The 23,781-nt window shown below is 53.8% G+C and carries 25 protein-coding genes and 1 pseudogene; 7 read left to right on the top strand and 19 right to left on the bottom strand.

All coding sequences use genetic code 11. The features are described from left to right. Positions 1-356 precede the first annotated feature (356 nt). From L692_RS0101480 to ilvB, 4 genes are all read right to left on the bottom strand, one after another. Positions 357-1,898 (bottom strand): 2-isopropylmalate synthase, encoded by a 1,542-nt coding sequence (locus L692_RS0101480; protein ID WP_025696541.1) that lies wholly within the window; start codon positions 1,896-1,898, stop codon positions 357-359. 114 nt (positions 1,899-2,012) lie between these two features. Next, positions 2,013-3,005, bottom strand: coding sequence for a ketol-acid reductoisomerase (ilvC, locus tag L692_RS0101475; RefSeq protein ID WP_025696539.1), 993 nt, complete (start codon positions 3,003-3,005; stop codon positions 2,013-2,015). A 164-nt stretch (positions 3,006-3,169) separates the two neighbouring features. Continuing rightward, the gene (gene ilvN, locus L692_RS0101470) at positions 3,170-3,655 is read right to left on the bottom strand and encodes an acetolactate synthase small subunit (RefSeq protein ID WP_036721327.1); all 486 of its coding nucleotides are present in this window, start codon (positions 3,653-3,655) and stop codon (positions 3,170-3,172) included. A 2-nt stretch (positions 3,656-3,657) separates the two neighbouring features. Then, the gene (ilvB, locus tag L692_RS0101465; protein WP_025696536.1) at positions 3,658-5,400 is read right to left on the bottom strand and encodes a biosynthetic-type acetolactate synthase large subunit; all 1,743 of its coding nucleotides are present in this window, start codon (positions 5,398-5,400) and stop codon (positions 3,658-3,660) included. A gap of 587 nt (positions 5,401-5,987) precedes the next feature. Here ilvB and L692_RS0101460 point away from each other — a divergent pair. Beyond that, a complete protein-coding gene (locus L692_RS0101460) occupies positions 5,988-6,446 on the top strand; it encodes a GNAT family N-acetyltransferase (protein WP_025696535.1) in 459 nt (152 codons plus the stop codon). Between the two features lie 8 nt (positions 6,447-6,454). Here L692_RS0101460 and L692_RS0101455 read toward each other — a convergent pair whose 3' ends face one another. From L692_RS0101455 to L692_RS0101435, 5 genes are all read right to left on the bottom strand, one after another. Beyond that, complete coding sequence (locus L692_RS0101455; protein WP_025696533.1) at positions 6,455-6,808, bottom strand: hypothetical protein; 354 nt, start codon at positions 6,806-6,808, stop codon at positions 6,455-6,457. Positions 6,809-7,016: 208 nt separating this feature from the next. Then, positions 7,017-7,973, bottom strand: coding sequence for an ABC transporter permease (locus L692_RS0101450; protein WP_025696530.1), 957 nt, complete (start codon positions 7,971-7,973; stop codon positions 7,017-7,019). After that, the gene (locus tag L692_RS0101445) at positions 7,974-9,047 is read right to left on the bottom strand and encodes an ABC transporter permease (protein WP_025696528.1); all 1,074 of its coding nucleotides are present in this window, start codon (positions 9,045-9,047) and stop codon (positions 7,974-7,976) included. After that, complete coding sequence (locus L692_RS0101440; RefSeq protein WP_025696526.1) at positions 9,040-10,578, bottom strand: ABC transporter ATP-binding protein; 1,539 nt, start codon at positions 10,576-10,578, stop codon at positions 9,040-9,042. The genes L692_RS0101445 and L692_RS0101440 overlap by 8 nt, the downstream gene beginning before the upstream one ends. A gap of 188 nt (positions 10,579-10,766) precedes the next feature. After that, complete coding sequence (locus L692_RS0101435; protein WP_025696524.1) at positions 10,767-11,852, bottom strand: BMP family lipoprotein; 1,086 nt, start codon at positions 11,850-11,852, stop codon at positions 10,767-10,769. A 274-nt stretch (positions 11,853-12,126) separates the two neighbouring features. On the opposite strand from L692_RS0101435, the gene L692_RS0101430 reads away from it, so the two are divergent. Further along, entirely contained in the window at positions 12,127-12,669 is a 543-nt protein-coding gene (locus tag L692_RS0101430) for an acyl-CoA thioesterase (RefSeq protein WP_025696523.1), read from the top strand. 88 nt (positions 12,670-12,757) lie between these two features. Here the strand turns inward: L692_RS0101430 and rplT are convergent, their stop codons facing one another. The 4 genes from rplT to L692_RS0101410 all read right to left on the bottom strand — a co-directional run bounded on the left by rplT (position 12,758) and on the right by L692_RS0101410 (position 15,414). Next, complete coding sequence (gene rplT, locus L692_RS0101425; RefSeq protein WP_025696521.1) at positions 12,758-13,117, bottom strand: 50S ribosomal protein L20; 360 nt, start codon at positions 13,115-13,117, stop codon at positions 12,758-12,760. 33 nt (positions 13,118-13,150) lie between these two features. Then, complete coding sequence (rpmI, locus tag L692_RS0101420) at positions 13,151-13,351, bottom strand: 50S ribosomal protein L35 (RefSeq protein ID WP_025333811.1); 201 nt, start codon at positions 13,349-13,351, stop codon at positions 13,151-13,153. A gap of 31 nt (positions 13,352-13,382) precedes the next feature. Further along, on the bottom strand, positions 13,383-13,880 hold the full coding sequence (gene infC, locus L692_RS0101415) for a translation initiation factor IF-3 (protein ID WP_025696518.1): 498 nt from the start codon (positions 13,878-13,880) through the stop codon (positions 13,383-13,385). A 295-nt stretch (positions 13,881-14,175) separates the two neighbouring features. Then, entirely contained in the window at positions 14,176-15,414 is a 1,239-nt protein-coding gene (locus L692_RS0101410) for a glycosyltransferase family 2 protein (protein WP_025696516.1), read from the bottom strand. 408 nt (positions 15,415-15,822) lie between these two features. On the opposite strand from L692_RS0101410, the gene L692_RS0101405 reads away from it, so the two are divergent. Further along, entirely contained in the window at positions 15,823-16,350 is a 528-nt protein-coding gene (locus L692_RS0101405) for a phosphatase PAP2 family protein (RefSeq protein WP_025696515.1), read from the top strand. A gap of 230 nt (positions 16,351-16,580) precedes the next feature. Here L692_RS0101405 and trmB read toward each other — a convergent pair whose 3' ends face one another. Further along, positions 16,581-17,294 carry a tRNA (guanosine(46)-N7)-methyltransferase TrmB gene (gene trmB / locus L692_RS0101400; RefSeq protein WP_025696514.1) on the bottom strand — a complete coding sequence of 238 codons (714 nt, stop codon included), beginning with the start codon at positions 17,292-17,294 and terminating at the stop codon, positions 16,581-16,583. A gap of 195 nt (positions 17,295-17,489) precedes the next feature. Continuing rightward, positions 17,490-17,672: a hypothetical protein gene (locus L692_RS0101395; protein WP_025696512.1), complete on the bottom strand. Its 183-nt coding sequence runs from the start codon at positions 17,670-17,672 to the stop codon at positions 17,490-17,492. Positions 17,673-17,996: 324 nt separating this feature from the next. On the opposite strand from L692_RS0101395, the gene mnmL reads away from it, so the two are divergent. The 4 genes from mnmL (at position 17,997) to L692_RS0101375 (ending at position 21,602) form a co-directional block, all read left to right on the top strand. Next, a complete protein-coding gene (gene mnmL, locus L692_RS0101390) occupies positions 17,997-18,953 on the top strand; it encodes a tRNA modification radical SAM protein MnmL/YtqA (protein ID WP_036721323.1) in 957 nt (318 codons plus the stop codon). Further along, a complete protein-coding gene (gene mnmM / locus L692_RS0101385) occupies positions 18,953-19,549 on the top strand; it encodes a tRNA 5-(aminomethyl)-2-thiouridylate-methyltransferase MnmM (protein ID WP_025696509.1) in 597 nt (198 codons plus the stop codon). Before mnmL ends, mnmM begins: the two co-directional genes overlap by 1 nt. Before the next feature lie 36 nt (positions 19,550-19,585). Beyond that, a complete protein-coding gene (locus tag L692_RS0101380; protein WP_025696507.1) occupies positions 19,586-20,554 on the top strand; it encodes a type I phosphomannose isomerase catalytic subunit in 969 nt (322 codons plus the stop codon). 94 nt (positions 20,555-20,648) lie between these two features. After that, a complete protein-coding gene (locus L692_RS0101375; RefSeq protein ID WP_025696506.1) occupies positions 20,649-21,602 on the top strand; it encodes an alpha/beta fold hydrolase in 954 nt (317 codons plus the stop codon). Positions 21,603-21,692: 90 nt separating this feature from the next. Here L692_RS0101375 and L692_RS0101370 read toward each other — a convergent pair whose 3' ends face one another. The 4 genes and pseudogenes from L692_RS0101370 to L692_RS32285 form a co-directional block, all read right to left on the bottom strand. Continuing rightward, entirely contained in the window at positions 21,693-22,304 is a 612-nt protein-coding gene (locus tag L692_RS0101370; protein ID WP_025696505.1) for a class I SAM-dependent methyltransferase, read from the bottom strand. 31 nt (positions 22,305-22,335) lie between these two features. Beyond that, entirely contained in the window at positions 22,336-22,590 is a 255-nt protein-coding gene (locus tag L692_RS0101365; protein ID WP_025696504.1) for a hypothetical protein, read from the bottom strand. A 286-nt stretch (positions 22,591-22,876) separates the two neighbouring features. Then, positions 22,877-23,464, bottom strand: coding sequence for a nucleotidyltransferase family protein (locus L692_RS0101360; RefSeq protein ID WP_025696503.1), 588 nt, complete (start codon positions 23,462-23,464; stop codon positions 22,877-22,879). Between the two features lie 70 nt (positions 23,465-23,534). After that, positions 23,535-23,781: pseudogene (locus L692_RS32285) on the bottom strand (hypothetical protein); the annotation flags it as partial.

Genomic DNA, 23,781 nt, shown 5'->3' with positions numbered 1-23,781 from the left:
CCTGCAAAAATCATCGATTTCTTATCATAAAATTCATTCGGACAAAAATTTCGGCAACCCGTTGGCGCAAACTGGCAAACTTACCGTGCCGATTTCCCCCGGGCAAGGATGGAGCAACTATGTGAACATCATATACAAAAGCGGCGAAGATCTGGGAGACCCGGGCATCCCGTCCGCCAGTATTAACGATTATACCGTCCACATCGTATCTTATTCCATATCCTTGCCGCCGGCCGTAAACCTCATCAACGGTCTGCAAATACAAAAAAGGACTGTTTCTGAGCAGAGCTTGCTCCAAAAACAGTCCTTGCCATATTTCCGTGCCTCATTGCCCATGAAACTGCAAGCGCCGCTTCCTATAAATGAGCGTCTTCGCGCTTCGTATACGTCTTGCGCTTCTCAATCAGCTTGTTGAGCGCATCGAGGTAAGCCCGGGCGCTCGCCTCCAGAATGTCGGTGCTTAGCCCTCTCCCCGCCGCGGCGACAATGCCCTGAGACAGAATGACATGCACCTCGCCCTGGGCGTCCTTGCCTTGAGTGACGGACTTTATGGAATAATCGTCCAGCTTGACTTCTTCGCCAGTTGCCTGGTCGATGGCGTTGTATATCGCATCCACCGAGCCATTCCCCTCGGCTTCTGCGACGATTGGCTCCTCGGGCGGACCGTTCAGAATCAGCTTGGCGGTCGGCGTCGCTTCATTGCCGTAAGTGACGTACAGAGTGCGCAGGCTGTAAATTTCCGGCGTAACGCCCAGCCGTTCCTCCATCAGCGCCAAAATATCCTCGTCGGATACTTCCTTCTTCTTGTCGGCCAGATCCTTGAATCTGGCGAACGCCGCATTCAGCACGTCTTCCGGCAGATCGTAGCCCAGATCGTTCAGCTTGTCCCGGAAAGCGTGGCGGCCGGAATGCTTGCCGAGCACCAGCTTGCTCTCCTTCAGGCCGATGGTCTCCGGCGTCATAATCTCATACGTTGTCTTCTCCTTAAGCATGCCGTCCTGATGGATTCCCGACTCATGCGCAAAAGCGTTCGCCCCGACGATCGCCTTGTTCCCCGGCACGACCATACCGGTCAATTTGCTGACCAGACGGCTTGTGCGGGAAATCTCAGACAGTACAAGCGACGTCTTCGCCCCGAAGAAATCGCTGCGCGTCTCAAGCGCCAGCGCCACTTCTTCAATGGCCGTGTTGCCCGCGCGTTCACCGATGCCATTGATTGTGCCCTCGATTTGATCCGCCCCGTTCTGGATTGCCGCCAGCGTATTCGCCGTGGCCATTCCCAAATCGTTATGGCAGTGCGCGCTAAGCTGAACGCGGTCGATGTCCGGAACATTTTCCTTTAAATATTTGAAGATTGCCCCGTACTCGGACGGATTCAGATAGCCGACGGTATCCGGAATGTTGACAACGCTCGCGCCTTCGCGAACCGCCATGCCGACCACCTCGGCCATAAAGTCAAGCTCGGTCCGTCCCGCATCCTCAAGCGAGAACTCCAGCTTGGTGAAATATTTCTTCGCATAGCGGATGGCTGCCTGAGCCGTCTCCAGCACCTGCCCCTTATCCATCCGGAGCTTATGCTGACGGTGAATCGGGGAAGTCGCGAGGAACAGATGAATGCACGGGTCCTGCGCGCCCTTAAGCGCCTCCTTGACGGCATCAATATCGGTTTCGCGGGATCTGGAAAGGCCGATAACCGTCACATTCTTGACCGCTCTGGCAACGGCATTGACTGCCGCCAGATCTCCCGGCGATGCTGCGGGAAATCCCGCCTCCATACGGTCAATCCCCAGCTTTTCCAGCTGATAGGCGATCTCCAGCTTCTCCTGCGTATTCAAATTCACGCCGGGGGACTGTTCTCCGTCACGCAATGTTGTATCGAATACATAAATTTTTCGCATGCCGGGCACCTCCTTAAAAGTAATCATCAAACGCTCCAAATGCGGCCCGCCTAAAGCGGAGCCGCACCTGAAGACTTGCATTTATATGTGAATCCGTACCTGATTATGCCAATCTTATTTCTTGATCCAGGCCATCATTTCGCGCAGTTGTCCGCCGACAACCTCGATTGGATGAGCGGCTTCGTTGCGGCGAGTAGCGGTCAGGAACGCACGGCCCGATTGGTTCTCCAGAATGAAATCGCGCGCGAATTTGCCCTGCTGGATATCGCTGAGAACCGCCTTCATCGCTTTCTTCGTTTCGTCGGTAACAACGCGCGGTCCGGTTACATAATCGCCGTATTCCGCCGTATTGCTGATGGAATCGCGCATCGTTGCCATGCCTCCTTCATAGATCAGGTCAACGATCAGCTTCATCTCGTGCAGGCACTCGAAGTAAGCCATTTCCGGAGCATAGCCGGCTTCAACCAGCGTTTCAAAGCCCGCTTTGATCAGAGCGGTTACACCGCCGCACAGTACGGCTTGTTCGCCGAACAGATCGGTTTCCGTCTCTTCACGGAAGGAGGTTTCGATTACCCCTGCGCGGGTACAGCCGATGCCTTTGGCATAAGCGAGACCGATTGCCTTCGCATTGCCTGTGGCATCCTGCTCGATCGCGATCAGGCCGGGAACGCCGAAGCCTTCTTCATAAGTGCGGCGAACCATATGTCCAGGGGACTTAGGCGCAACCAGCAGCACGTCCGAATCCTTCGGAGCGATGATTTGTCCAAAATGCACGTTGAAACCGTGGGAGAACATGAGCGCCGCACCTTGTTTCAGGTTTGGCTCGATCTCGTTCTTGTAAACGGCCGCCTGGGTTTCGTCAGGCATCAGGATTTGCACTACGTCCGCACGGGATACCGCTTCGGAGACCGGCAGCACTTCGAAACCGTCATTCTTCGCGGTTTGGAACGATTTGCCTTCGCGCAGGCCAATGATGACTTGAAGTCCGCTGTCGCGCAGGTTCTGGGCCTGGGCATGCCCCTGGCTGCCATAACCGATAACCGCGATTGTCTTACCTTTTAATACGCTCAAATCTCCATCCTGCTCATAGTACGTTGTTACTGCCATTGTCAAAATCCTCCTTTAAATTGGAACCCATCTAAAAAGCGGGTGCTTCAGGAGAAGAGCTGTGCAGGCGCTTTCCCTCAAGCTCCCGCTTTTTAGCGGGAATGCCGTTCGTTATTATATTGTACTGCAAAAAAGCAGTAATTCGCTAAAGCTGCAAAATAGATCTATTGCACATTTCCGCGGATCATCGCCGTAACGCCGGTCCGGGACAACTCCCTGATGCCATAAGGCTTCAGCAGTTCGATCATCGCGTCGATCTTCTGCGTGTCCCCCACCACCTGCACGAGCAGGCTCGTGCTGCCGATGTCGACAACAGAGGCGCGGAACGTTTCGACCACACCCATAATCTCCGGCCGCTCGGAGGGATCGGCTTTGACCTTAATCAGCGCCAGCTCGCGCGCAACCATCGGCCTTACGCTAAGATTCACCACCTTGATGACGTCGATCAGCTTATAGAGCTGCTTCTCAATCTGCTCCAGCTGGTCATCATCCCCCAAGGTGACGATGACCATCCGGGACAGTCCGGTTTCCTCGGATTGGCCAACGGTAATGCTCTCAATATTAAACCCGCGCCGTCCGAACAGCCCCGATACCCGTTGGAGCACGCCAGGCTGGTCGTTTACCAGCACGGAAATCGTATTTCTTTCCACCGTTATTCATCCCCCATCAGCATTTGATCGATGGTCGAGCCCTGGGTTACCATCGGATAGACATTTTCATCCTTGGAAACGAGGAATTCCACCAATACCGGCCCCGGTGTTTCCAAAGCCTCCTGCCATGCGGCCCTTGCTTCTTCCTTCGTTGTCGCCCGGATGCCCTTGATGCCATAGGCTTCAGCAAGCTTCACAAAGTTCGGACTGCCGGCCAGGTCCGTATAGCTGTAACGCTTCTCGTAAATGAGATTCTGCCATTGCCGCACCATGCCTAGTACCTCGTTATTAATAACGACGATCTTGACCGGAATATTGTGAATCGCGCAGATCGCCAGCTCCTGGGAACACATCTGCATGCCGCCATCGCCGTTGATCGACACGACGAGCCGTTCCGGGTTCGCCATCTGCGCGCCGATCGCCGAAGGGAAGCCGAAGCCCATCGTTCCGAGACCGCCCGACGTAATAAAGGAACGCGGATGATTGAACTTGTAATACTGCGCGGCCCACATTTGATGCTGGCCAACGTCCGTCGTCACGATCGCCTCGCCCTTCGTGGTGTCATTGATCAGCTCAATAACCCACTGCGGCTTCAGCACTTTGCCCTCATCCTTGTAACGAAGCGGCTTATCCTGCTTCCACTCTGCAATCCGGCTTCTCCAGGCATCCGCTTTCGAAGCCCGTTCCACTTCGGGAATCAGCATTTCCAGCACCGTCTTGACGTCGCCAACAATCGGAATGTCAGGCGATATGTTCTTGCCGATCTCGGCAGGATCGATATCGATATGCACGATCTTGGCCTTTGGCGCGAAGCCGTCGAGCTTGCCCGTTACACGATCGTCGAACCGGGCTCCTATATTGATCAGAAGGTCGCATTCCTGGATAGCGTTGTTCGCCGTATACGTGCCGTGCATGCCCGGCATGCCCATCCACAGCTCATGGCCGCTAGGGAAACCGCCCAGTCCAAGCAATGTCGTCGTGATCGGAATTTCCGTCCGCTTGACGAATTCGTACATCGCTTCATGCGCCCCGGAATAAATAATCCCGCCGCCTGCGATGATTACCGGCCGCTCCGCCTCGGCAATCGCGCGCACCAGCTTGTCAAGCTGCAGCTTGTTCGGAACCGATCGGGGATTATAGCCCCGGAGGTTGACGCTCGTTACAGGAGTGAACAGCGTCTTTGCCGCTGATACATCCTTCGGAATATCGATAAGCACCGGTCCTTTGCGGCCCGTCGACGCAATATGGAAAGCTTCATGCATGATTCTCGGCAGATCTTCCACACTGCGCACCAGATAGCTATGCTTGGTAATCGGCATTGTGATCCCGGTAATGTCGGCCTCCTGGAATGCGTCCGTGCCGATCAGGCTGGAGAATACGTTGCCTGTGATGACAACCAGCGGGACGGAATCCATATAGGCGGTAGCGATGCCGGTGACCAGATTGGTCGCCCCGGGTCCGGAAGTCGCGATACAGACGCCCGGCTTGCCGCTTGCTCTTGCATATCCGTCCGCCGCATGAATCGCACCCTGCTCATGCCGGGTCAGCACATGCTTGAAATCATTGAATCCGTACAATGCGTCATAGATATATAGAACGGCTCCCCCGGGATATCCGAACACGGTATCCACGCCCTCCAGCACCAGACTCCGCAGCAGAATTTCGGACCCGGTAATCACTTCCGGTGTCTTCCATTTCTCCCGTAACTCCTCTGTGGACCGTATTTCCGGTATTTGCGTCATCATTCAGTCATCCTCCTTACAAAATATCAACTTTCCTATGCAAACGACGATCGCCTGTGTTCATCCGTTTCAGCCGGGTTCATACAAAACAAAAAAGCCTTTCATCACCCCTGCGCCGCATAAGCGCGTGAGGGACGAAAGGCTGTTCTTCCGTGGTACCACCCATATTTACAGAGCATCTCGCGATGCAATGCCTTGGCAGGTATGCAAAAATCCATCGATGTAGGCAAAAGCCGATTTCTGCAACCTAAAGTCCGTAACGCAGACCACACGATTTCCCCTAATAATTCCACCGGAGTAAACTGGCGGACCTTTCAGGGAAACAGCTCCGAGGTGAGCTCGTATATAAGGGGTTTTGGCGGTGGTTTCAGCAGTTCCACCCGCTCTCTGGTCAAAAGAGCCCTTAAAACTTCGTCCTCTTCATTGCCGATATGCTCGTTAAAATGTTTAGACACATTATATGATTCCTTACACGGTTAGTCAATCCCTTATTTTAATCTCACCGCTTTGTCCTTCTTTTATTCTGGGCGGAACCCGCAGCCCCCCGCCAATCATATGATGTACGACAAAGTGTGGAAGGGGGAAGCACCGTGATCCGTTACCGCCGCCCCAAACAGGACGATGAGATTATTCACCGATTGATTGAAACCGAGCTTGTGCCTTTGTCCCATTTGCCCGCAAAAGTGCTGGACCAGGTCAAAAAAGAACTCCCGCGCCGGCTCGGACGGGGAGTTACGCTTGTAGCGAGTTCCGATTATGACAGCGGCCCGCTGGGATTTGTCCATTTCATGCTGCACGGGGATCTGCTCTATATTGATATGCTTGCCGTCGCCGCTTCGGCGAAGCGGAAGCGCTGGGGGAATATGCTAATGGACCGGGCGGAACGGTTTGCATTATCACGCGGATGCCACCGATCCAAAGTAGCGGTAGACGTCGGCAATGCGCCGGGGCTTGCTTTTTACGAAAAGCTGGGCTATACCGTTGTCCGATATTTGCCGCAGAGCATGTGCTACGAGCTGGAGAAGCGCTTCTTGCCGACGGGCATTTGAATATCTGCTTAGAAAAAGCCGTAAGGGGAAGGTCCCCCGCCATAACCGCCAGGTCCATACGTATTGTTGACGCCATAGCCGTAACCGCCGCCGTAGCCATATCCCGGACCGTAAGGCGCGCCGGGTCCATAGCCATATCCGCCATAGGCGTAAGGAGCGGTTCCTACTGCAAGCAGGTCGAACAGCACGAGCGGAATGATAGCTTTGATTTGCACTTTTCTACCTCCGGTACGCTGTACAATCAGACGATTGCCCGAAATGCGAAGCAGCTTGCCCGCAACCTTTGTTCCGTCCTTTTTCACCGCTATGATATTTTTGCCCACCAGCTTCATCACCTGCTTCTTGGTCACTGGTTGTGTCATAATATCCCTCCTCCTTCTGGCGTTGGAGCACAGATTCTGTTGCCGCCTTCGAGTACAGTGTATTCGGGGCCGCTCCATTCTGCCTGTACCTATGCCCAGACCATCCGGAAAGGCCTGTGAAGCAGATTTCATGCCAAAAAAACCGCACTTCCGGGCGAACCCGGAAATGCGGCTAAGAACAGAAATGGCGCGCAAGCGGACGCAGCCGTTAACGTTTGCTCGGATCGTAAGGCTGTCCAAGCGCAGACGGCGCGGAAGAGCGGCCTACCGCGCTCACAAGAACGATGATCGTCAGCACATAAGGAATCATATAGATAAATTCCTGCGGAATACTCTGGGACCAGCCGAACATCTGAACATAGTTGCGGATGGCCTGAGAGAAGCCGAAGAACACGGCCGCGCCGAAGGCGCCAAGCGGATTCCATTTGCCGAAGATCATAGCCGCAATCGCAATAAAGCCCTGACCGGAGATGGTATTGTGGGCAAAGGTTCCTGTCGTTGTCAGCGTGATCGTCGCGCCGCCAATGCCTGCAAGCATGCCGCTGAGCATAACGCCGATATACCGCATACGGTTGACATTAACGCCAAGCGTATCCGCCGCGCTCGGATGCTCGCCAACCGCCCGAAGGCGCAGACCGAACGGCGTTTTGAACAACAGGAAATACACCACGACAACGAGAATGATCGCCAGATACGTAGTTGGATAATTATTGAACAGACCCTGACCGAGCACCGGAATTTGGGACAACAGCGGTATCGGATATTTGCTGAAGCCGTCAATCAGAGGCGTTTCTCCCGCCCCTTCAAACAGGAGCTTAACCAGGTAAAGCGTACTGCCTGCGGCAAGAAAGTTGATTACCGTACCGCTGATCGTCTGGTCCGCCTTGAACGTAATCGAAGCGACTGCGTGAATAAGTGATCCAATCATGCCGACCGCCATGGCGCAGAGCACACCGATCCAGGGGGCCATGGTCTCGTAGCCGGCATCCTGCGCATAATAACCGCCGACAGCCGCGGCAAAGGCGCCGAACATCATCAGGCCCTCAAGCCCGATGTTAACCACGCCCGAGCGCTCGGAGAAGATGCCGCCGAGCGCGGCAAAAATAAGCGCGGTGGAGAACACAAGCGTTGTATTGAGCATTTGGCCAAGTGTCAGCAGATCCATCTATAACACCTTCTCTTTCTTGCGCTTGAAGTAAAACGGCTTAAGCACCCAGCGAACGATCCCTTGGGCCGCGATAAAGAATATAATCGAGCCGATCACAATGCGGATCAATTCCGGGGGCACGTTCGCGTCAAAGCTCATGCCTGCGGAACCATACGTCAGCATGCCGTACAGGATAGCGGCCAGAATGACCCCGAACGGATGGGTAATTCCGAGCAGCGCAACGGCGATCCCGTCAAACCCATAGCCGGGTGAACCCGCGAACACAGACTGGTAGTGGAATACGCCCAGCACCTCGCCCGCTCCGGCGAGTCCGGCAAACACGCCCGCGATGAACATCGATTTTATGATATTGCGCCCGACATTCATACCGGCGTACTCGGCGGCGTGGGGATTGAGACCGACGGCACGCATCTCGAAGCCCTGCTTCGTCTTCCACAAGTAGACGTAGAAGAATACGGCCGCCGCAAGTGCAATCACAGTTCCCCAGTGCAGGCGGGCGTTGTCAAAGACAGAGTTCAAAAAAGTAAGCGACATGGATGCCGGTATATCCTCGGAACGGTTCTGTCCCGGAATCAGGAGGAACGTTCTTACGATATAGTTCGCGAGATACAGGGCGACCCAATTTAACATGATGGTCGTAATAACCTCGTTAATCCCCCGCTTCGCTTTCAGATAACCTGCAATTCCGGCCCACAGCCCGCCGAACAGACCGGCGCCGATCACTGCCAGGGGCACCAGCAAAAATGTGGGCACTCCGGCCAGCTTGATGCCGATCACAGAGGCAGCCGTCATTCCGATCAGCACCTGACCGTCCGCGCCGATGTTGAACATTCCCGAGCGGAAGGCGAAGGCCACGGACAGACCGGTCAGCATAAGCGGCGTCATTTCACGGATCGCTTCGCCGAAATCATATGGGCTGCCGAAGACACGGTTGAACAAAGCCCGGTAGGACGCAACCGGATCATAGCCGCCGATCAGCATAACCGCCGCGCCGACCAGCAACCCGAGTAAAATCGCGACAACAGGCACGATATAGCTGTCTGTCGCAAATATTTTCTTAAGCTTAAACACCCGAATTACCTCCCTGCTTCAGGCTGCCCGCCATCATTAGTCCAAGCTCCTGATCGTTCGTATTCTCAGGATAAACCTCGCCCACAATATGTCCTTCATAGATAACGGCGATGCGGTCGGACACATTCATAATTTCGTCCAGCTCGAATGAAACCAGCAGCACGGCCTTGCCTTGGTCCCGCTGGGCGATCAGCTGCTTTTGTACGAACTCGATAGCACCCACATCCAGTCCCCGCGTCGGCTGAGCCGCAATCAGCAGGCTTGGATTTTTTTCTATTTCCCGCGCAATAATTGCTTTTTGCTGGTTGCCGCCTGACAAGGAACGGGCAGAAGTATGGATGGATGGCGTACGCACGTCGAACTCCCTGATGAGCTTCTCGGCATGCTTGTCAATAATATCCTTGTTCATAAATCCATTCCGGTTATAAGGGCTTCTGTAGTAGGTTTCAAGCACCATGTTCTCGCTGACGGTGAAATCAAGCACGAGTCCATGCTTATGCCGGTCCTCGGGAATATGCGAGACGTTCTTCTCTGTGATTTTGCGCGGAGACAGGTTGGCGATTTCTTTCCCCTCCATGGTAATCGAACCCGAATCGATTTTACGGAGGCCCGTGATGGCCTGGATCAGCTCGCTCTGCCCGTTTCCGTCAACGCCGGCTATACCCAGAATCTCCCCGGCCTTGACTTCAAAGCTCAGATTGTTTAATACGGATATGCCTTCCTTGTTCTTGCTGTTCACTCCGTCAAGCTTGAGTACCGCCTTCCCGATATTCGGAGGCTGCTTGTCCACTTTGAACGTAACGCCGCGGCCGACCATCTTCTCGGCCAAATCGTTCGGATTGGTCTCCGAAGTTCTGACCGTGTCAATTACCTTGCCGCGCCGGATAATAGTCACCCTGTCGGCTATGGTCATAATTTCTTTTAACTTATGAGTAATCAGAATGATCGATTTCCCCTCGGCGACGAGACGTTTCATAATCGCCATCAGCTCATTGATTTCCTGAGGGGTCAGCACGGCGGTAGGCTCGTCAAATATAAGAATATCCGCGCCGCGGTACAAGGTCTTCATAATTTCCACACGCTGCTGCATCCCGACCGAAATATCGTGGATTCTGGCATGCGGATCAACTTGAAGACCGTACAGCTCCGACAGCTTGCGGACTTGCTCCGCCGCGGATTTATAGTCGATTTTCAGACCTTTCTTCGGCTCTGTTCCAAGAATAATATTCTCGGTAACCGTAAAGGGATCTACAAGCTTGAAATGCTGATGCACCATACCGATGCCTAGCTCAATGGCTTTATTCGGGCTGTCGATGATTACCGGTTTCCCGCCGATTTCAATACTGCCCTCATCCGGCTGGTACAGTCCGAATACGATATTCATCAGTGTGGATTTGCCCGCGCCATTCTCGCCGAGCAGCGCATGAATCTCGCCTTTCTCCAGCGTCAGGCTGATGGAGTCATTGGCGACAATACCGGGAAAGCGTTTTGTGATTTGCTTCAACTCTACGACAGGAGCCGCAGCACTCATGGAATCACCCTCATTACAGAATATATTTACAGCGGCTAACGCCAATGTCGCATGGCCCAAAACGGGGGGCGTCCCGGGAACTCTTGCGGCCAATCTTCCTAAGTCTATCTTATAACTAAGAACAAGGCCAGCTATATATAACCGGCCTTGGTTCTCATTGTTCAATCCTATTCAATTGAGGGAAAGAGTTACTCCGTAGGCACTGTAATCTTCCCGTCGATGATTTGTTGCTTGTAATCGTCCACTTTAGCCAGGATCTCCGCGCTTACGTTAACCTTGGAGGTTTCCGGCAGACCCACACCGTTGTCCTTCAAGCCGAGAACAGTGGTTGTGCCGCCTTTGAAAGTTCCATCGATGACTTGCTTGGAAACGACTTTAACCGCTTCGTCAACGCGTTTCATCATGGAAGTCAGCGTTACATCCGTGCCAAATTCGATTGACTGGTCTTTGTCCACGCCGATAACCCATACTTTGGCGCCGCCTGCCTTGTTGCGGGATTTTGCTTCGTTGAATACGCCGTTGCCCGTTGCGCCCGCAGCCGGGAAGATAATGTCATTGCCTGCGTCATACAATGTAGCTGCCAGCGATTTGCCGATATCCGGCTTGTCGTAAGCTCCGGCATAAGTAGGCGTTACTTTGGCAGTCGGATTAACCGCAGCAACCCCCGCTTTGAAGCCCGCTTCAAAACGTTTGATTACCGGGCTTTCCGCGCCGCCGATAAATGCGATCTTGTTCGTCTTGGTCGTCAGGCCGGCAACAACGCCAACCAGGAACGAGCCTTCGTTCTCGGAGAAGGTAACGGACTCAACGTTGGGAGCATCCACCACATTGTCGATGATGGCCAGCTTGGCGTCGGGATTCTCACCCGCAACTTTTTTCACGGAGACGCCCATGTCAAAGCCAATCCCCCAGGTCAGGGCATAGCCGCCTTTAACAAACTGGTTCAGGTTCGGCTCATAGTTCGCATTGGAATTACTTTGCAGATATTGGACCTTCACACCATTCTCTTTCTCAAGGGCTTTAAGGGCTTCCCAAGCGGATTGGTTAAACGATTTGTCGTTTACGCCGCCAACGTCGGTAACCATACCGATCTTGATGTCGGAGTTGCCCGCAGGAGCTTCGCCGGACCCCGTGTTGGTTCCAGTATTGGCGCTTGTGTTGGTGCCTGTGTCTCCGGATGCGTTATTCGCGTTATTATTGTTGCTTCCGCAACCGGCCAGAATGACCGTGAAAGCAAGCAGCATAACAAGAGACAGCTTGTAAATCTTCTTCATCGATTGTGATCCCCCTTAAGAAATTTGGATGCCTTCTGTATTGTTCGTTGGACATGCCACTGAAACAAATTATAACGGGTAAAAACGGTAAAATCCAGTAAACTAATGACCTTCGGTTAATAAAAATTTGTGTTTTCCTCCAGTAAACCGCTTACTCTAACCTCTTGTGTAATGTTTATCTCCCTTTAGTGTTATATTACCTAAGATAGTATTGCATAATAAGGGGATTTCCATTATTATAAATGCCTATCATTCCAAAGAAAGGAAGCCAATCATGATGAGCCAATCATCCCAGCCGCCAGTTCCGGGATCAAAATACTGCCGGGAATCACGTGTATTCAAAACGGGGCGAGTCTTCCCGAACGATATCAACAACCACCAGACCCTGTTTGGCGGCAAGCTAATGAGCAATATAGATGAAGTCGCCTCCATCTCCGCGATGCGCCACTGCCGGTGCAGTGTCGTTACCGCCTCCACGGACTCCGTCGACTTTCTGTCCCCGATCCGGCCCACGGATTCCTTCTGCTTCGAATCTTTTGTGTCCTGGACGGGCCGCACCAGCATAGAGGTGTTCGTGAAGGTCATTGCCGAAAATCTGTATTCCGGCGAGCGCACCGTAGCTGCCACTTCCTTTCTCACCTTTGTGGCCATCGGGCCTGACGGGAAACCCGCCCCTGTGCCCGCTGTGATCCCCGAGACGGACGAAGAGAAGCTGATCAGCGATCTGGCGGAGGAACGGTCCGAGCAGCGGAAAATCAGGCGCGCCGCCAGCAAGAAGCTGGCCTCCCAGCTTATTACCACAAAGTATTGGGAGTAACCCCGTCCTTCCTCAAAAATACGCACAAAAAAAAGCACCGCTTCACGGGAATCCCGGAGGCGGTGCTTCTTATATCGCTGACCGATGCTTACGCGTTGATCTTCTCTTTGGCTACGTTAGCCAGCGAGTTGAATGCGTTCAGGTCGTTAACAGCCAGGTCAGCCAGCATTTTGCGGTTAATGTCCACTCCGGCCAGCTTCAGGCCATGTACGAGCTTGTTGTAGGACAGACCGTTCAGACGGGCTGCGGCGTTGATACGAACGATCCACAGTCTGCGGAAGTTGCGTTTCGTTTGACGACGGTCACGGTATGCGTAGACCAACGATTTCATTACTTGTTCTTTAGCGGTTTTGAAAATGCGGTGCTTGGAACCGAAATAACCTTTTGCCAGTTTCAGTACTTTTTTATGTTTACGACGAACGACGAAGCCGCCTTTAACTCTTGCCATATTAATAAACCTCCCAAAAAATGTGTTGTAGAACTACTTCAGGTTAGCCAGGCCTTGCTTCAGGCGTCTTACGTCGCCGGGAGCCATTACAGGGTTGGTTCCCAGAACCCGCTTAGCGCGCTTGGACTTGTGGGACAGCAGATGGTTTTTGTAAGCTTTGTAGCGCTTTACTTTACCTGTTCCGGTGATTTTGAAGCGGCCTTTCAGGCTGCTGTGAGTTTTCATTTTAGGCATGGTGTTTCCTCCTCAATAGTTATGCTGCTGTTTAAGACGATTTGGGTGCCAAAATCATGATCATGCTGCGGCCTTCCAGCTTGGGCTGGCGCTCCACAACGGAAATTTCGGCCACTTCCGATTTGACGCGCTCCAGAATCTTCTGTCCGATATTGGCATGGGTAATTTCGCGTCCGCGGAAACGGACGGAGCATTTCACCTTGTCGCCTTCATTCAGAAACTTGACCACATTGCGGAACTTGGTCTGATAATCATGCTCCTCAATGTTGGCGCGGAACCAGACTTCCTTGATGTCTACGATCTTCTGGTTCTTGCGGGCTTCCTTCTCTTTCTTCTGCTGCTCGTAACGGAACTTGCCGTAATCCATGATGCGGCATACCGGCGGCTTCGCCTGCGGCGCTACATTGACTAAATCCAGATTAAGATCGATTGCCATTTGCAACGCCTCGCGGATCGGTTTAATCCCGATTTGTTCTCCTTCCGCACCAACCAAACGAACTTCTCTCGCCCGAATCTCATCATTGATCATATGGTCCTTACTGATAATTCTCCACCTCCGGATCTGATTGGCTGTAAGATATAAGCTTCTACCCAATAAAAAAACGGGTGCCGGAATTACCGACAGCCCGTCTGATCAACGTTCATGAATGAACAGCATTCATAAAGCATTGAGATCAAAACCAGCCGGCAGTTAGCCGATCAGGTGAGAAGCCGATGCTTCTGCTTGTAATCTCTTGTTAATTTAGCACACTTGAATAGTCTACACCATCCAGCCATCGATGTCAAACATTTTCCCCGGTGTTATTTAAATGCGATTGGAGAGCCTATCCCTGCTTGCTCTGAACTTCCTCCAGACGCACAACGCGGGTATGCTTCGTATGGCTCCACTGCTTGTTGTTTTGGGTAAAGAACGCGTAGAACGTAATCGGATACCATGAAATCAGGTACACCGGGAACAGCAGCATGTAGGCGTACACCTTCTTGAACGTTACCTTCTCGAGAATCATCGATACGAAAAAGGTAAACACATTGGCGAAAACGGCGACATAGCTCAGCCATAAAGGCAGGTGGCCGTAAAGGTTGGCGATATGCGGCCCGCCGAGGAGCGAGTTGTCGATCCACATCACAGCGGTCATCAGGAACGTAAGCAGGACGATGTATACGTTCGCACCGTACAGGGCCAGGTCGAACTTGGTCAAGCTGCGTTCTTTGATACTCTGCCACAGCAGAGGGAAGAAGTAACGGCGGGCGACGGTAAAATGCCCTTGCATCCAGCGAAGCCTCTGTCTGGACGATGCCTTGAACGTGAGCGGCTTCTCGTCAAACACCTTGGCGTCATAGTTGAACTCCGGGTATACGCCCTTCGACGCGCTGCGCATGGTGAACTCCAGGTCTTCTACAAGACTGGTTGCTCCCCAGCCCATTTCCTTAAGCAGATTCGTTTCGAAGCACATGCCCGTTCCGCCAAGAAAGTTGGCCATGCCGAGATTATGGCGCGACAGCTGCCAGAGCCGGTTAATATACCAGTAGGAAATGCCGTAAGCGGCGGTAATCCAGGAATCCTCGGGATTCTTCGTATCGATATAGCCCTGAATGACTTTGGCGCCGGAGCAGAGATCATTGTTCATCTCCATCAGGAAGTCGGTATGGGCCAGATTGTCGGCATCGAACATGACGACGGCGTCATACTGGCGCGGCATGTCCCAAAGCTTCCCGAGCATCCACTCGATCGCGTAGCCCTTGCCTCTCAAATTATTGTTGGTGCGGACGCAGGCGTTCATGCCATGCTCCCGGACAATGCGGGCGGTTCCGTCCGTACAGTTATCGCAGATGACGAATACGTCGTAAAGTTCCTTCGGATAGTTCAGCTGCTTCAGGTTCTCCATAAGCGCCCCGACCACTTCTTCTTCGTTATGCGCGGCTACGAGCACGGCAAACGATTTTTGCGGCGGGAAGAGCTCCTTTTTCTTTTTCTTGTGCAGTCCGAACAATGAGAAGCCAAACTGGTAAACCGCAATTAGCGCCAAGATCACTTGGAGCGTCACAAAAATTGCATCTGTCATGATCCGTCGATGCCCCCTTTTTCTGTTCAGGTTCTTTTTTTCTGACCTTTGAACGTAATAAATGACCCTTTTGTTGCAATCCTAAAGCGACAGACGTGAAGCATACCCTTGTTTTGTTTGCGGTCCCGATCTTGTTATATATGCCGTCGATATGGATTTTCTGCTTGCGTTCCGGATTTTACAAAACGCTTTATTTTCTCTGTTACCATATAAACGTGGGAAGTCCGCTTGAACCATTGTACGGCTTAAAGGCATCCAAGTCAAAACTGTCATTTTTCGCGTAAAATCGACCTTTTTCTTGAAATCGGTTCGTGCAAAAAAGTATGATGATATTAGTTGTACAGGCCAAAGCGGGTTATCCTAATTAACGCCGTTGCAATGGCGGCCGTTATTAGCGGAGGGACCACTATGAGAACTAAAATGCTAAAGCTGCTTACCGCAGAGCGGCGTCTGTTCCAATGGATCAACGGGCGCCTGCACAATCGCTATCTGAATTTCTGGCTCTTCTATCTGACCCATCTGGGCGGAGCGACAGCCAGCATCGGCATCAGTCTTCTCGTCTGGGCCTTTGCTCCCCATACGCTGAAGCAGCCCGCACAGCAGGCGCTGATCTCCCTGGCCGTCAGCCACCTTCCCGTGGCCGTCGCCAAAAGACTGTATCCCAGAGTCCGCCCTTATCTGGCCCTGCCCGGAACGAACACGTTCCGCAATCCCCTTAAAGACCATTCGTTTCCTTCGGGGCATACGACGGCTATCTTCGCTGCCGCAGTGCCTTATGTGGCGGCCTTCCCCGTCCTGGGCTTCATTCTGCTGCCTCTGGCCCTGTCGGTGGGATTCTCGCGGATTTACCTTGGGCTGCATTACCCTTCCGATGTAGCGGCAGGCGCGCTGATCGGCACCACGGTCGCCGCCGGCACAGTCGCGCTATGGAGCTAAAGCCCGCGCCGCCGCCGAACCTGTAGCCCGGCGAAAGTCAGGTCGGCGCCGCAAATTCACCCGTCTTACCACGTTTTCCCCGCACCGGATTTTTTATACGCGCAGAACCAATAAATGGCCTTATATCAAAAAAGGTCCTTCCGGCCTGAGCCGAAGGACTCTCTTTTTTGTTAAAGGAATGCCGGAGGACCAGCCTCCGCCTTGCACGTTTCGGCCCGTGATGCTGCCGGCTACAGTCTGTACTTGTCCAGACGGGAGGCTTGATTGCGCTTCAGCGCTTCAGCGCCGACCATCGCCTCACAGCGGTGAATCTGAACGCCCCGGCCGACAAACTTCGTCTCATATTCGGTCATGACATGCTCTTCATTGATGCCTCCCGCATGCAGATCCAGCGATATATTCGACATTTGCAGACCGAAGTCGGCAAAGGCGTTCAAGGAAAATTCAAAAAGACTGCGCGAATCCGTCTTCAAATGAATTTCCCCCAAATCGTCCAGCAGCACACGATACTTGTCCAAAAAGCGGGGATGCGTTAATCTGCGCCGGGCATGCTTCGTTTTGGGCCAGGGATCGCTGAAGTTCAGAAAGATGCGCCGCAGTTCTCCCTCGGCGAACACCTCTTCCGCATATTCGATATTGGCCAGCGCAAGCTTCAGGTTCGGCGGCGTTGCCTGCCCCTCCGGCTCCCATATATTCCGGGCCTTTTCCGCCGCACGGCGGATCAGTTCATCATACATATCCACACCGATGAAATTAATTTCGGGGTACTTGCGGCTCATTTGGCTGATGAACTGCCCCTTCCCCATTCCGAACTCCACATAAATCGGGCGGTCGTTGCCAAAGAGCCCGGACCATTGTCCTTTATGCTTGCGAGGGTCAAGCACGACCAGATCGGTCTGCTGTTCCAGACTTTCACGTATTCCTTTTCTTCCGCGTAAACGCATGTTTACTCCTTTCACTAACCGACAGGTTACGATCATGATTCCTTGCAATATTGTGACTAACTTGCCCCGAAAAGTAAAGATGCAAAACGAAAAAGAAAAAGGAATCTCCCTGCTTCGCACTACCCGGCGAAACACAAGGAAATTCCTTTCCTGTTGTATTTGGAATTGGGGTCCCTAATTTCAACAATTCATAGTCTATCTTGGTTCGGAGCTAAAATCAAATGTCTTCTCGAAAGCATTGCGGATTTTGCGCTGCGCTTCGGTCTTGATCTTCGGGTTTCCTTTAAATTCCACGCCTGTGAGCGCGAGAGCCTCGTCAGGAGTCAGCTGCACGTCGATCGGACCTCTGCCTTCAGGATATACGGCTTGAGAATTCATGTGCGATCACCTCACGGTTAATTGTATGGACCATGCCGACAAGAGACTATCCATTCCTTCATTCATACGAGTGACATCAAAGCGATTTTACAATTAAAATATAACATGACGTGTCAGTAATTTCAAGTGTCTTTCCACCTTCCAAAGGCCTATATTTTAAATAATTTTGATGCTGTCTACAGGCCTGGACGAGGCGATTTCAGCCCTTGAAGCCCGCCGAGTTTTCGCTGGACTGCTGAGCATGCCGCCCTGTTACGCTTGCTCCCTTTTTTTGATACAATGAACTCGTGTCAATCATTATTTGCAATTACAAAGGAGACATCCATGTCTATACTAGCAGCCTCTTCCACAGCGCCGCTGTGGGGAGACAAACGTTTTCATACCTGGAACTGCGAAATGCGCAAGCAGTTCGGCGATAAAGTGTTCAAAGTTATGCTGGACGCCGGTTTTACCTGCCCTAACCGGGACGGCTCGATTGCCAAAGGAGGGTGCACCTTCTGCAGCGCGCGCGGCTCGGGCGATTATGCCGGAAGCCGGCGCGACGATCTCGTCACTCAGTTCCGAAGCATCCGCGACCGCCAGCATCTGAAATGGCCGAACGCCAAGTATATCGGTTACTTCCAGGCATATACTAATACGTACGCTCCGGTCGAGCAGCTGCGGGAGTACTATGAGGTTATTCTGGAACAGCCGGGCGTGGTCGGATTGTCCATCGCCACCCGCCCCGACTGCCTTCCGGATGATGTTGTCGATTATCTGGCGGAATTGAACGAACGGACTTATCTATGGGTTGAAATGGGCTTGCAGACGATTCACGAGTCCACCTCGCGGCTCATTAACCGGGCGCATGATACGCAGTGCTATTATGAGGCCGTGGAGAAGCTGCGCAGCCGGGGCATCCGGGTGTGCACGCACATAATCCACGGTCTTCCGCAGGAAACGCATGAAATGATGCTGGAGACGGTGTCCGCCGTATCGCAGATGGATGTTCAGGGCATCAAGATCCATCTGCTGCATCTGATGCGCAAGACGCCGATGGTTAAGCAGTACGAGGCCGGGCTGCTCCGGTTTCTGGAGCGGGATGAATATGTGCGGCTCATCGCCGATTCGCTGGAAATGCTGCCGCCGGAAATGATCGTGCACCGTCTGACCGGAGACGCCCCCCGCGAGCTGCTTATCGGCCCGATGTGGAGCCTCAAGAAATGGGAAGTGCTCAACGCGATCGACGACGAATTGAAGCGCCGGGATACCTGGCAGGGCAAGTATTGGAGAAAGCGCTGATGGGCTTCCTGTCTGTACTGAGCTTTGCCCATAAAATGGTAGAAGAACGTCTCGCCTCCGGCGAGCGGGCCATTGATGCCACGGTAGGAACCGGCGCGGACACGCTGTTCCTTGCCAAGGCAGCCGGACCAAGAGGCTCGGTCTACGGCTTCGATATCCAGCCGGAGGCGCTGAGGCTTGCCGGGGAGCGCCTGCGCCGCGCCAGGGAGGACGGGGGGAACGCCCTCGCCCCTTCAACGCTTCTACTAAAGAGCCATGCCGCGATGGCTGACGAACTACCTCCTTCGTGGCGCGGCAGCGTCGGCGCCATCATGTTCAACTTCGGCTATCTTCCCTCGGACGACGCGGACAAGAGCGTGATTACTTTGCCGGACAGCTCGGTGGCCGCGCTCGAAGCTTCCCTGGACCTGCTCCGGCCCGGCGGAATTGTAACGGCGGTTCTCTACCCCGGACATCCCGGAGGCGAGCTGGAAGCGGAAGCGGTTATGGCCTGGGCGTCCTCCGTGCCGCAGACAACGGCCAGCGCCATCATGTACCGCCAGCTTCAGCGAAGAACGGCCCCCTATGTTATCGCGCTTGAGAAAAAGAGGGTATAAGATTATTAAACCTGATTTGGAGAGGAAGATGGATCTATGACACTGCCTTATCCTTTAAAATTTCAACCGGAATTCAAAGAACGCATCTGGGGCGGAAGAGCCCTTGAGAAGTTCGGCCTGAACCTCCCCGAAGGTCATATCGGCGAAGGCTGGATGATTGCCGATCATCCGAACGGAACCTCTTCCGTCGTAAACGGCGAGCTGGCCGGACAAGGTCTGGACCAGATCCGCGAAGGCTACGGACGCGAGTGGTTCGGCAGCAAGGGCTATTCGGAGAATGGCGGCAGATTTCCTCTACTCATCAAGCTCCTCGATTGCAATGACAACCTGTCCGTTCAGGTTCATCCCACCGACGATTATGACCGGCTGCCCAAGGGCGAACTCGGCAAGACGGAAATGTGGTACGTGCTGGGCGCCAAGCCGGGCGCCAAAATCATCTACGGCCTCAAAGAAGGCGTGAACCGCGAAGGTCTGAGCCGGGCGCTGGGGGACGGGACGGTCATGGAACTTCTTAAGGAGGTGCCTGTTTCGGCGGGGGATACGTTCTACATTCCGGCCGGTACGGTGCATGCGCTGTGCGCGGGCGTGGTCGTGGCGGAAATCCAGCAGAACTCCGATACGACATACCGGATATATGATTACGACCGGCCCGGTCTTGACGGCAAGCCGCGCGAGCTGCATATCGAGGATTCGCTGAACGTGACCGCTTACGAAGGCGCGGGAGCAACTTCCATGAAGACCGATGGCGCCGTAGCCGGAGAATGGCTGCAGCTGGCGAAATCTCCTTATTTTATCGTGGAAAAAGGCATTGTAAGCGGCAACTGGAGCCTTGAAACGAATCCGGAGAGCTTCACCGTGCTGGTCATTTGCGAAGGGAGCGGCCATTTGATCTGGGAAGGCGGCTCCCAGCCGTATTCGGCGGGCGAGTGCTATCTGCTTCCGGCGAATCTCGGCACTTATACTATTGAGGGGCAAGCAACCCTACTTCGTTCTTATTTGCCTTAAATCTAATTTGACCTCACAGACAGGCGCTTCCGGCTTGGAGAATAACGCTTCTTCCGATCCGTCCTGCCGCTTGTTACAGTAGGAGGAAAAGCGCGTGACGGAACATTCCTTTACCATGACCGATCCCATAGGGGTCCCTATTCATGTATACGAATGGCTGCCGGAGGCGAACAGCCCTGTCCGGGGCATTGTGCAAATCTCGCATGGCATGTGCGAAACGGGCTACAGATATGCCCGCCTGGCCGGACGCTTGAACGCCGCGGGCTACGTGGTGTACGCGGGAGACCACAGGGGACACGGCAAGACGGCGGGAAGAATCGATTTGCTCGGCGACGCCGGACGCGACGGCTTCTATTGGATGCGCCGCAACCTGCTTCAGATTGCGGCAATCGCGTCCGGCAGACACCCGGGAGTCCCGGTATTTCTGCTCGGGCACAGCATGGGCTCTTTTCTGACGCAGAAGCTGATGTGCCAGCCGGGAAGCGAAATCTATGCTGGCTATATTCTGAGCGGGAGCAACGGCCCGCGCGGGATGCTGCGGCTTGGGGAGATGCTGGCAAAGGCCCAGCTCAAGCTGATGGGCGAGCGGCATCGCAGTGTGCTGCTGAACGGCATCGTGTTCGGTCCTTATAACCGTTCATTCTCCTCTACCCGCACGGCCTTCGATTGGCTGAGCAGCGATACGGCGGAGGTCGACGGCTTCATAGCTGATCCCTTCTGCGGGGCAATCTGCACGACCCGGTTCTTCCGGGATTTCTTCCGGCTGCTGCAGGACATCCATACCGAAGCTTCGCTTTGTTCCCTATGCAAGGACAAGCCGGTATATTTATTCTCCGGCGAGAAAGACCCGGTTGGCATGAACGGCGAAGGAGTCCTTCGGCTGGCCGAGCTGTACCGGAGTCTGGGCGTGAGCGATTTGGAGGTGCGGCTGTACCCGGGCGGCCGGCATGAAATGCTGAATGAAAGAGACCGCGGCCAGGTTACGGACGATCTGCTCGACTGGCTGGTCCGCCATCTCCCCCCCGGCAACAATCTGCTGCGGGTATAACACGAATATCTGCATGAAGCCAGCAAGACAGGTCTCGTCCGCATTCACGGGAGGCCTGTCTTGTGTCTGCTTTTACCCTATAACTTGCTGCTATTTCCGTCCCACGTACAAGCCGTGATTGCTGATGCCAAGAATGGACGGCTCGGAGCAGGTTCTCAGATGGTACTGCACCCAGGAGTCGAACTGCTCCCCGCCAAACGTGTTAACGGTGTCCCTCATAATTACGCCTATGCCGTCCGCTGCCGCATGTTCCAGCTTGTCCGCCCCATGCTCACCCAGCAGCTGCTCGATTTGTGCGGGAGTATGGAAATAGGCATCCGTCCAGAAACAGTCCTCATCGGCCGAGCTGATGCTGCCCTCTTCCAGAAATTTCGCCATCCACTGGTTGGTCAGGAAACGGGTGTCCCACTTCACCAGGTACGGGAATATGAAAAACTTGTTCACATAAGCAACCGCCAAAATCCCGCCAGGCTTGAGCACTCTCATGCATTCGCTTATACATTGGCTCTGATCCGCCTGTTCCTTAAGATAATAAAAAGAATAAATCCCCGTTCCGGCGCCAAGGTCCAGCAGGGTATGCTCCGCCGATATGTATTTGTTCAGGAGATGCGTAGTCGTGATAAACTCAAGCTTGCCGACATTGTCCCTCGTCAGTCTGGATGCTTCATCGTAGCCGTCATAGTAGCGTATGACCGATTCCATATAACAGCCTCCTCTAACCGTTCAGATCCGCTTATTTTGTCTTTTTACGCCTCACTCGGCTTAATTTCCTTCTGCGGATACGGATAATGCATACCTTGCTGGAAGTATGATAGACCAGCTTGCCGGGTCCGGCTTGATTAAATTCCGTACGGGCGTCTTCTTCTGCAACCACGCGGATCGGCTCGACCTCGTCTATATATCTTCTGGTGCCCTCCTGATGATATTGAAGGACGGAGAACAAAACATACTGATGGGGAAAAAGCCGTCTCATTTCTTCCCACTTCATCCCGCTTTTCCCTCCTTGCTCCGCGGCTCATTTCCGCTTACAGTACCTGCGCTAAGCTCTGCAATCTCACTCAAGTTGAACACAGTTTACCACCTTTTGGGACAGGTTTATAGTGTGAAGAAATGAATTGACCAAATAAGGAAGATCCAGACATACTATTCCTTAAATCTGGAAACGGGGAGGGCTGGAATTGGGAGATAACTCGAGGAAAGCCTGCTGGGAATGAGTCCGCATATGCTGGCCGCCGCCAGGAGGCCCAGCTAGACGCTATGCTTCCGCTCAGGCGCTAGGCTTCCCACGGGATTACGGTAAGCTCCGGCCATCGGCTCTTCCACTTCACCGCCTTGGCGCAATACGCGCTTTCCGTAACCAGAGTCTTGTTCGGCCTTACGATTAGCCGGAACAAGTCCTCCAGGCCAAAAGGCGCGTAGATTCGCCAGCCCCCGTCACGCTCCTTCCGCGCGCCAAGCGAAGAAGCCGTCGTCGGCCAGCTGTCGATTGCGTTCTCCAGCGAAGCGTAAGGGGCAAGGCGAACGCCAAACCGGCCGGGATACCACAAATGCACCCGGGCCTGATTCTTGATATCGACGGGAACGGGCAGCTCCGCGAAAAGCCGCTGTCCCCTCTCCACGATCTCGTTCTCCGCTTCATAGCTTAGGTCCGTGTTATCAAAATAGACGATATCCATATCCGAGATTCCGTACAGCGGCGGCTTGCCTGTAAGCTCGTTCCAGACCGTCTGCACCAGACAGCCCGCCCCGAGGTAATACGGATGCGGACTGAGGGTTCCCGACCGTTCGAACAGCGAAAGCAAGCAGTCATTCCGTTCAATAATGCCGATCAGCCGCTCCCGCAGCTCCTCTGCTTCGGACATGCTATTCCTCCCTTTGAGATGTGCGGGCATGGACAACGCTGTCCCGGAAGGCCCGCCGATAATTAGGAACCTACTGGAGAACCCGCTGAACCGGCAGATCATAAACCCTCGGCTTCTGGCTCTCATCCTGCTGGTACAGCACGAGCAAAAGGGTGCTGCCCCCGTCCTGCGCCGCTCCGTTGTCCGCCGCGTCCGCTTCTCCAGCGCCACCCATTGCTGCCGCCTGACCGCCGATGGAAGACAGCGTCCGGGTCAGCGAAAACGGCAAAATCTCCAGCGCCGCGTATTTTTGCAAATCCCGCTCACTGATTCCCGCT

The sequence above is a fragment of the Paenibacillus forsythiae T98 genome, from assembly GCF_000520735.1.
Taxonomy (GTDB): domain Bacteria; phylum Bacillota; class Bacilli; order Paenibacillales; family Paenibacillaceae; genus Paenibacillus_AQ; species Paenibacillus_AQ forsythiae.
Note: the sequence above shows the minus strand (reverse complement) of the source record. Positions and strands in the feature narration are given on the sequence as shown.

Excerpts from the sequence above, each read along its gene's own strand:
- L692_RS0101430 (WP_025696523.1), top strand. The coding sequence starts at position 12,127 with ATGATGAGCCAATCATCCCAGCCGCCAGTTCCGGGATCAAAATACTGC.
- L692_RS0101360 (WP_025696503.1), bottom strand. The coding sequence starts at position 23,464 with ATGTCCGAAGCAGAGGAGCTGCGGGAGCGGCTGATCGGCATTATTGAA.
- trmB (WP_025696514.1), bottom strand. The coding sequence starts at position 17,294 with ATGCGTTTACGCGGAAGAAAAGGAATACGTGAAAGTCTGGAACAGCAG.
- L692_RS0101380 (WP_025696507.1), top strand. The coding sequence starts at position 19,586 with ATGACACTGCCTTATCCTTTAAAATTTCAACCGGAATTCAAAGAACGC.
- ilvC (WP_025696539.1), bottom strand. The coding sequence starts at position 3,005 with ATGGCAGTAACAACGTACTATGAGCAGGATGGAGATTTGAGCGTATTA.
- L692_RS0101405 (WP_025696515.1), top strand. The coding sequence starts at position 15,823 with ATGAGAACTAAAATGCTAAAGCTGCTTACCGCAGAGCGGCGTCTGTTC.
- ilvB (WP_025696536.1), bottom strand. The coding sequence starts at position 5,400 with ATGATGACGCAAATACCGGAAATACGGTCCACAGAGGAGTTACGGGAG.
- L692_RS0101435 (WP_025696524.1), bottom strand. The coding sequence starts at position 11,852 with ATGAAGAAGATTTACAAGCTGTCTCTTGTTATGCTGCTTGCTTTCACG.
- L692_RS0101480 (WP_025696541.1), bottom strand. The coding sequence starts at position 1,898 with ATGCGAAAAATTTATGTATTCGATACAACATTGCGTGACGGAGAACAG.
- mnmM (WP_025696509.1), top strand. The coding sequence starts at position 18,953 with ATGGGCTTCCTGTCTGTACTGAGCTTTGCCCATAAAATGGTAGAAGAA.
- L692_RS0101450 (WP_025696530.1), bottom strand. The coding sequence starts at position 7,973 with ATGGATCTGCTGACACTTGGCCAAATGCTCAATACAACGCTTGTGTTC.
- rplT (WP_025696521.1), bottom strand. The coding sequence starts at position 13,117 with ATGGCAAGAGTTAAAGGCGGCTTCGTCGTTCGTCGTAAACATAAAAAA.
- L692_RS0101365 (WP_025696504.1), bottom strand. The coding sequence starts at position 22,590 with ATGAAGTGGGAAGAAATGAGACGGCTTTTTCCCCATCAGTATGTTTTG.
- rpmI (WP_025333811.1), bottom strand. The coding sequence starts at position 13,351 with ATGCCTAAAATGAAAACTCACAGCAGCCTGAAAGGCCGCTTCAAAATC.
- L692_RS0101455 (WP_025696533.1), bottom strand. The coding sequence starts at position 6,808 with ATGACACAACCAGTGACCAAGAAGCAGGTGATGAAGCTGGTGGGCAAA.
- L692_RS0101440 (WP_025696526.1), bottom strand. The coding sequence starts at position 10,578 with ATGAGTGCTGCGGCTCCTGTCGTAGAGTTGAAGCAAATCACAAAACGC.
- L692_RS0101370 (WP_025696505.1), bottom strand. The coding sequence starts at position 22,304 with ATGGAATCGGTCATACGCTACTATGACGGCTACGATGAAGCATCCAGA.
- L692_RS0101410 (WP_025696516.1), bottom strand. The coding sequence starts at position 15,414 with ATGACAGATGCAATTTTTGTGACGCTCCAAGTGATCTTGGCGCTAATT.
- L692_RS0101395 (WP_025696512.1), bottom strand. The coding sequence starts at position 17,672 with ATGAATTCTCAAGCCGTATATCCTGAAGGCAGAGGTCCGATCGACGTG.
- infC (WP_025696518.1), bottom strand. The coding sequence starts at position 13,880 with ATGATCAATGATGAGATTCGGGCGAGAGAAGTTCGTTTGGTTGGTGCG.
- mnmL (WP_036721323.1), top strand. The coding sequence starts at position 17,997 with ATGTCTATACTAGCAGCCTCTTCCACAGCGCCGCTGTGGGGAGACAAA.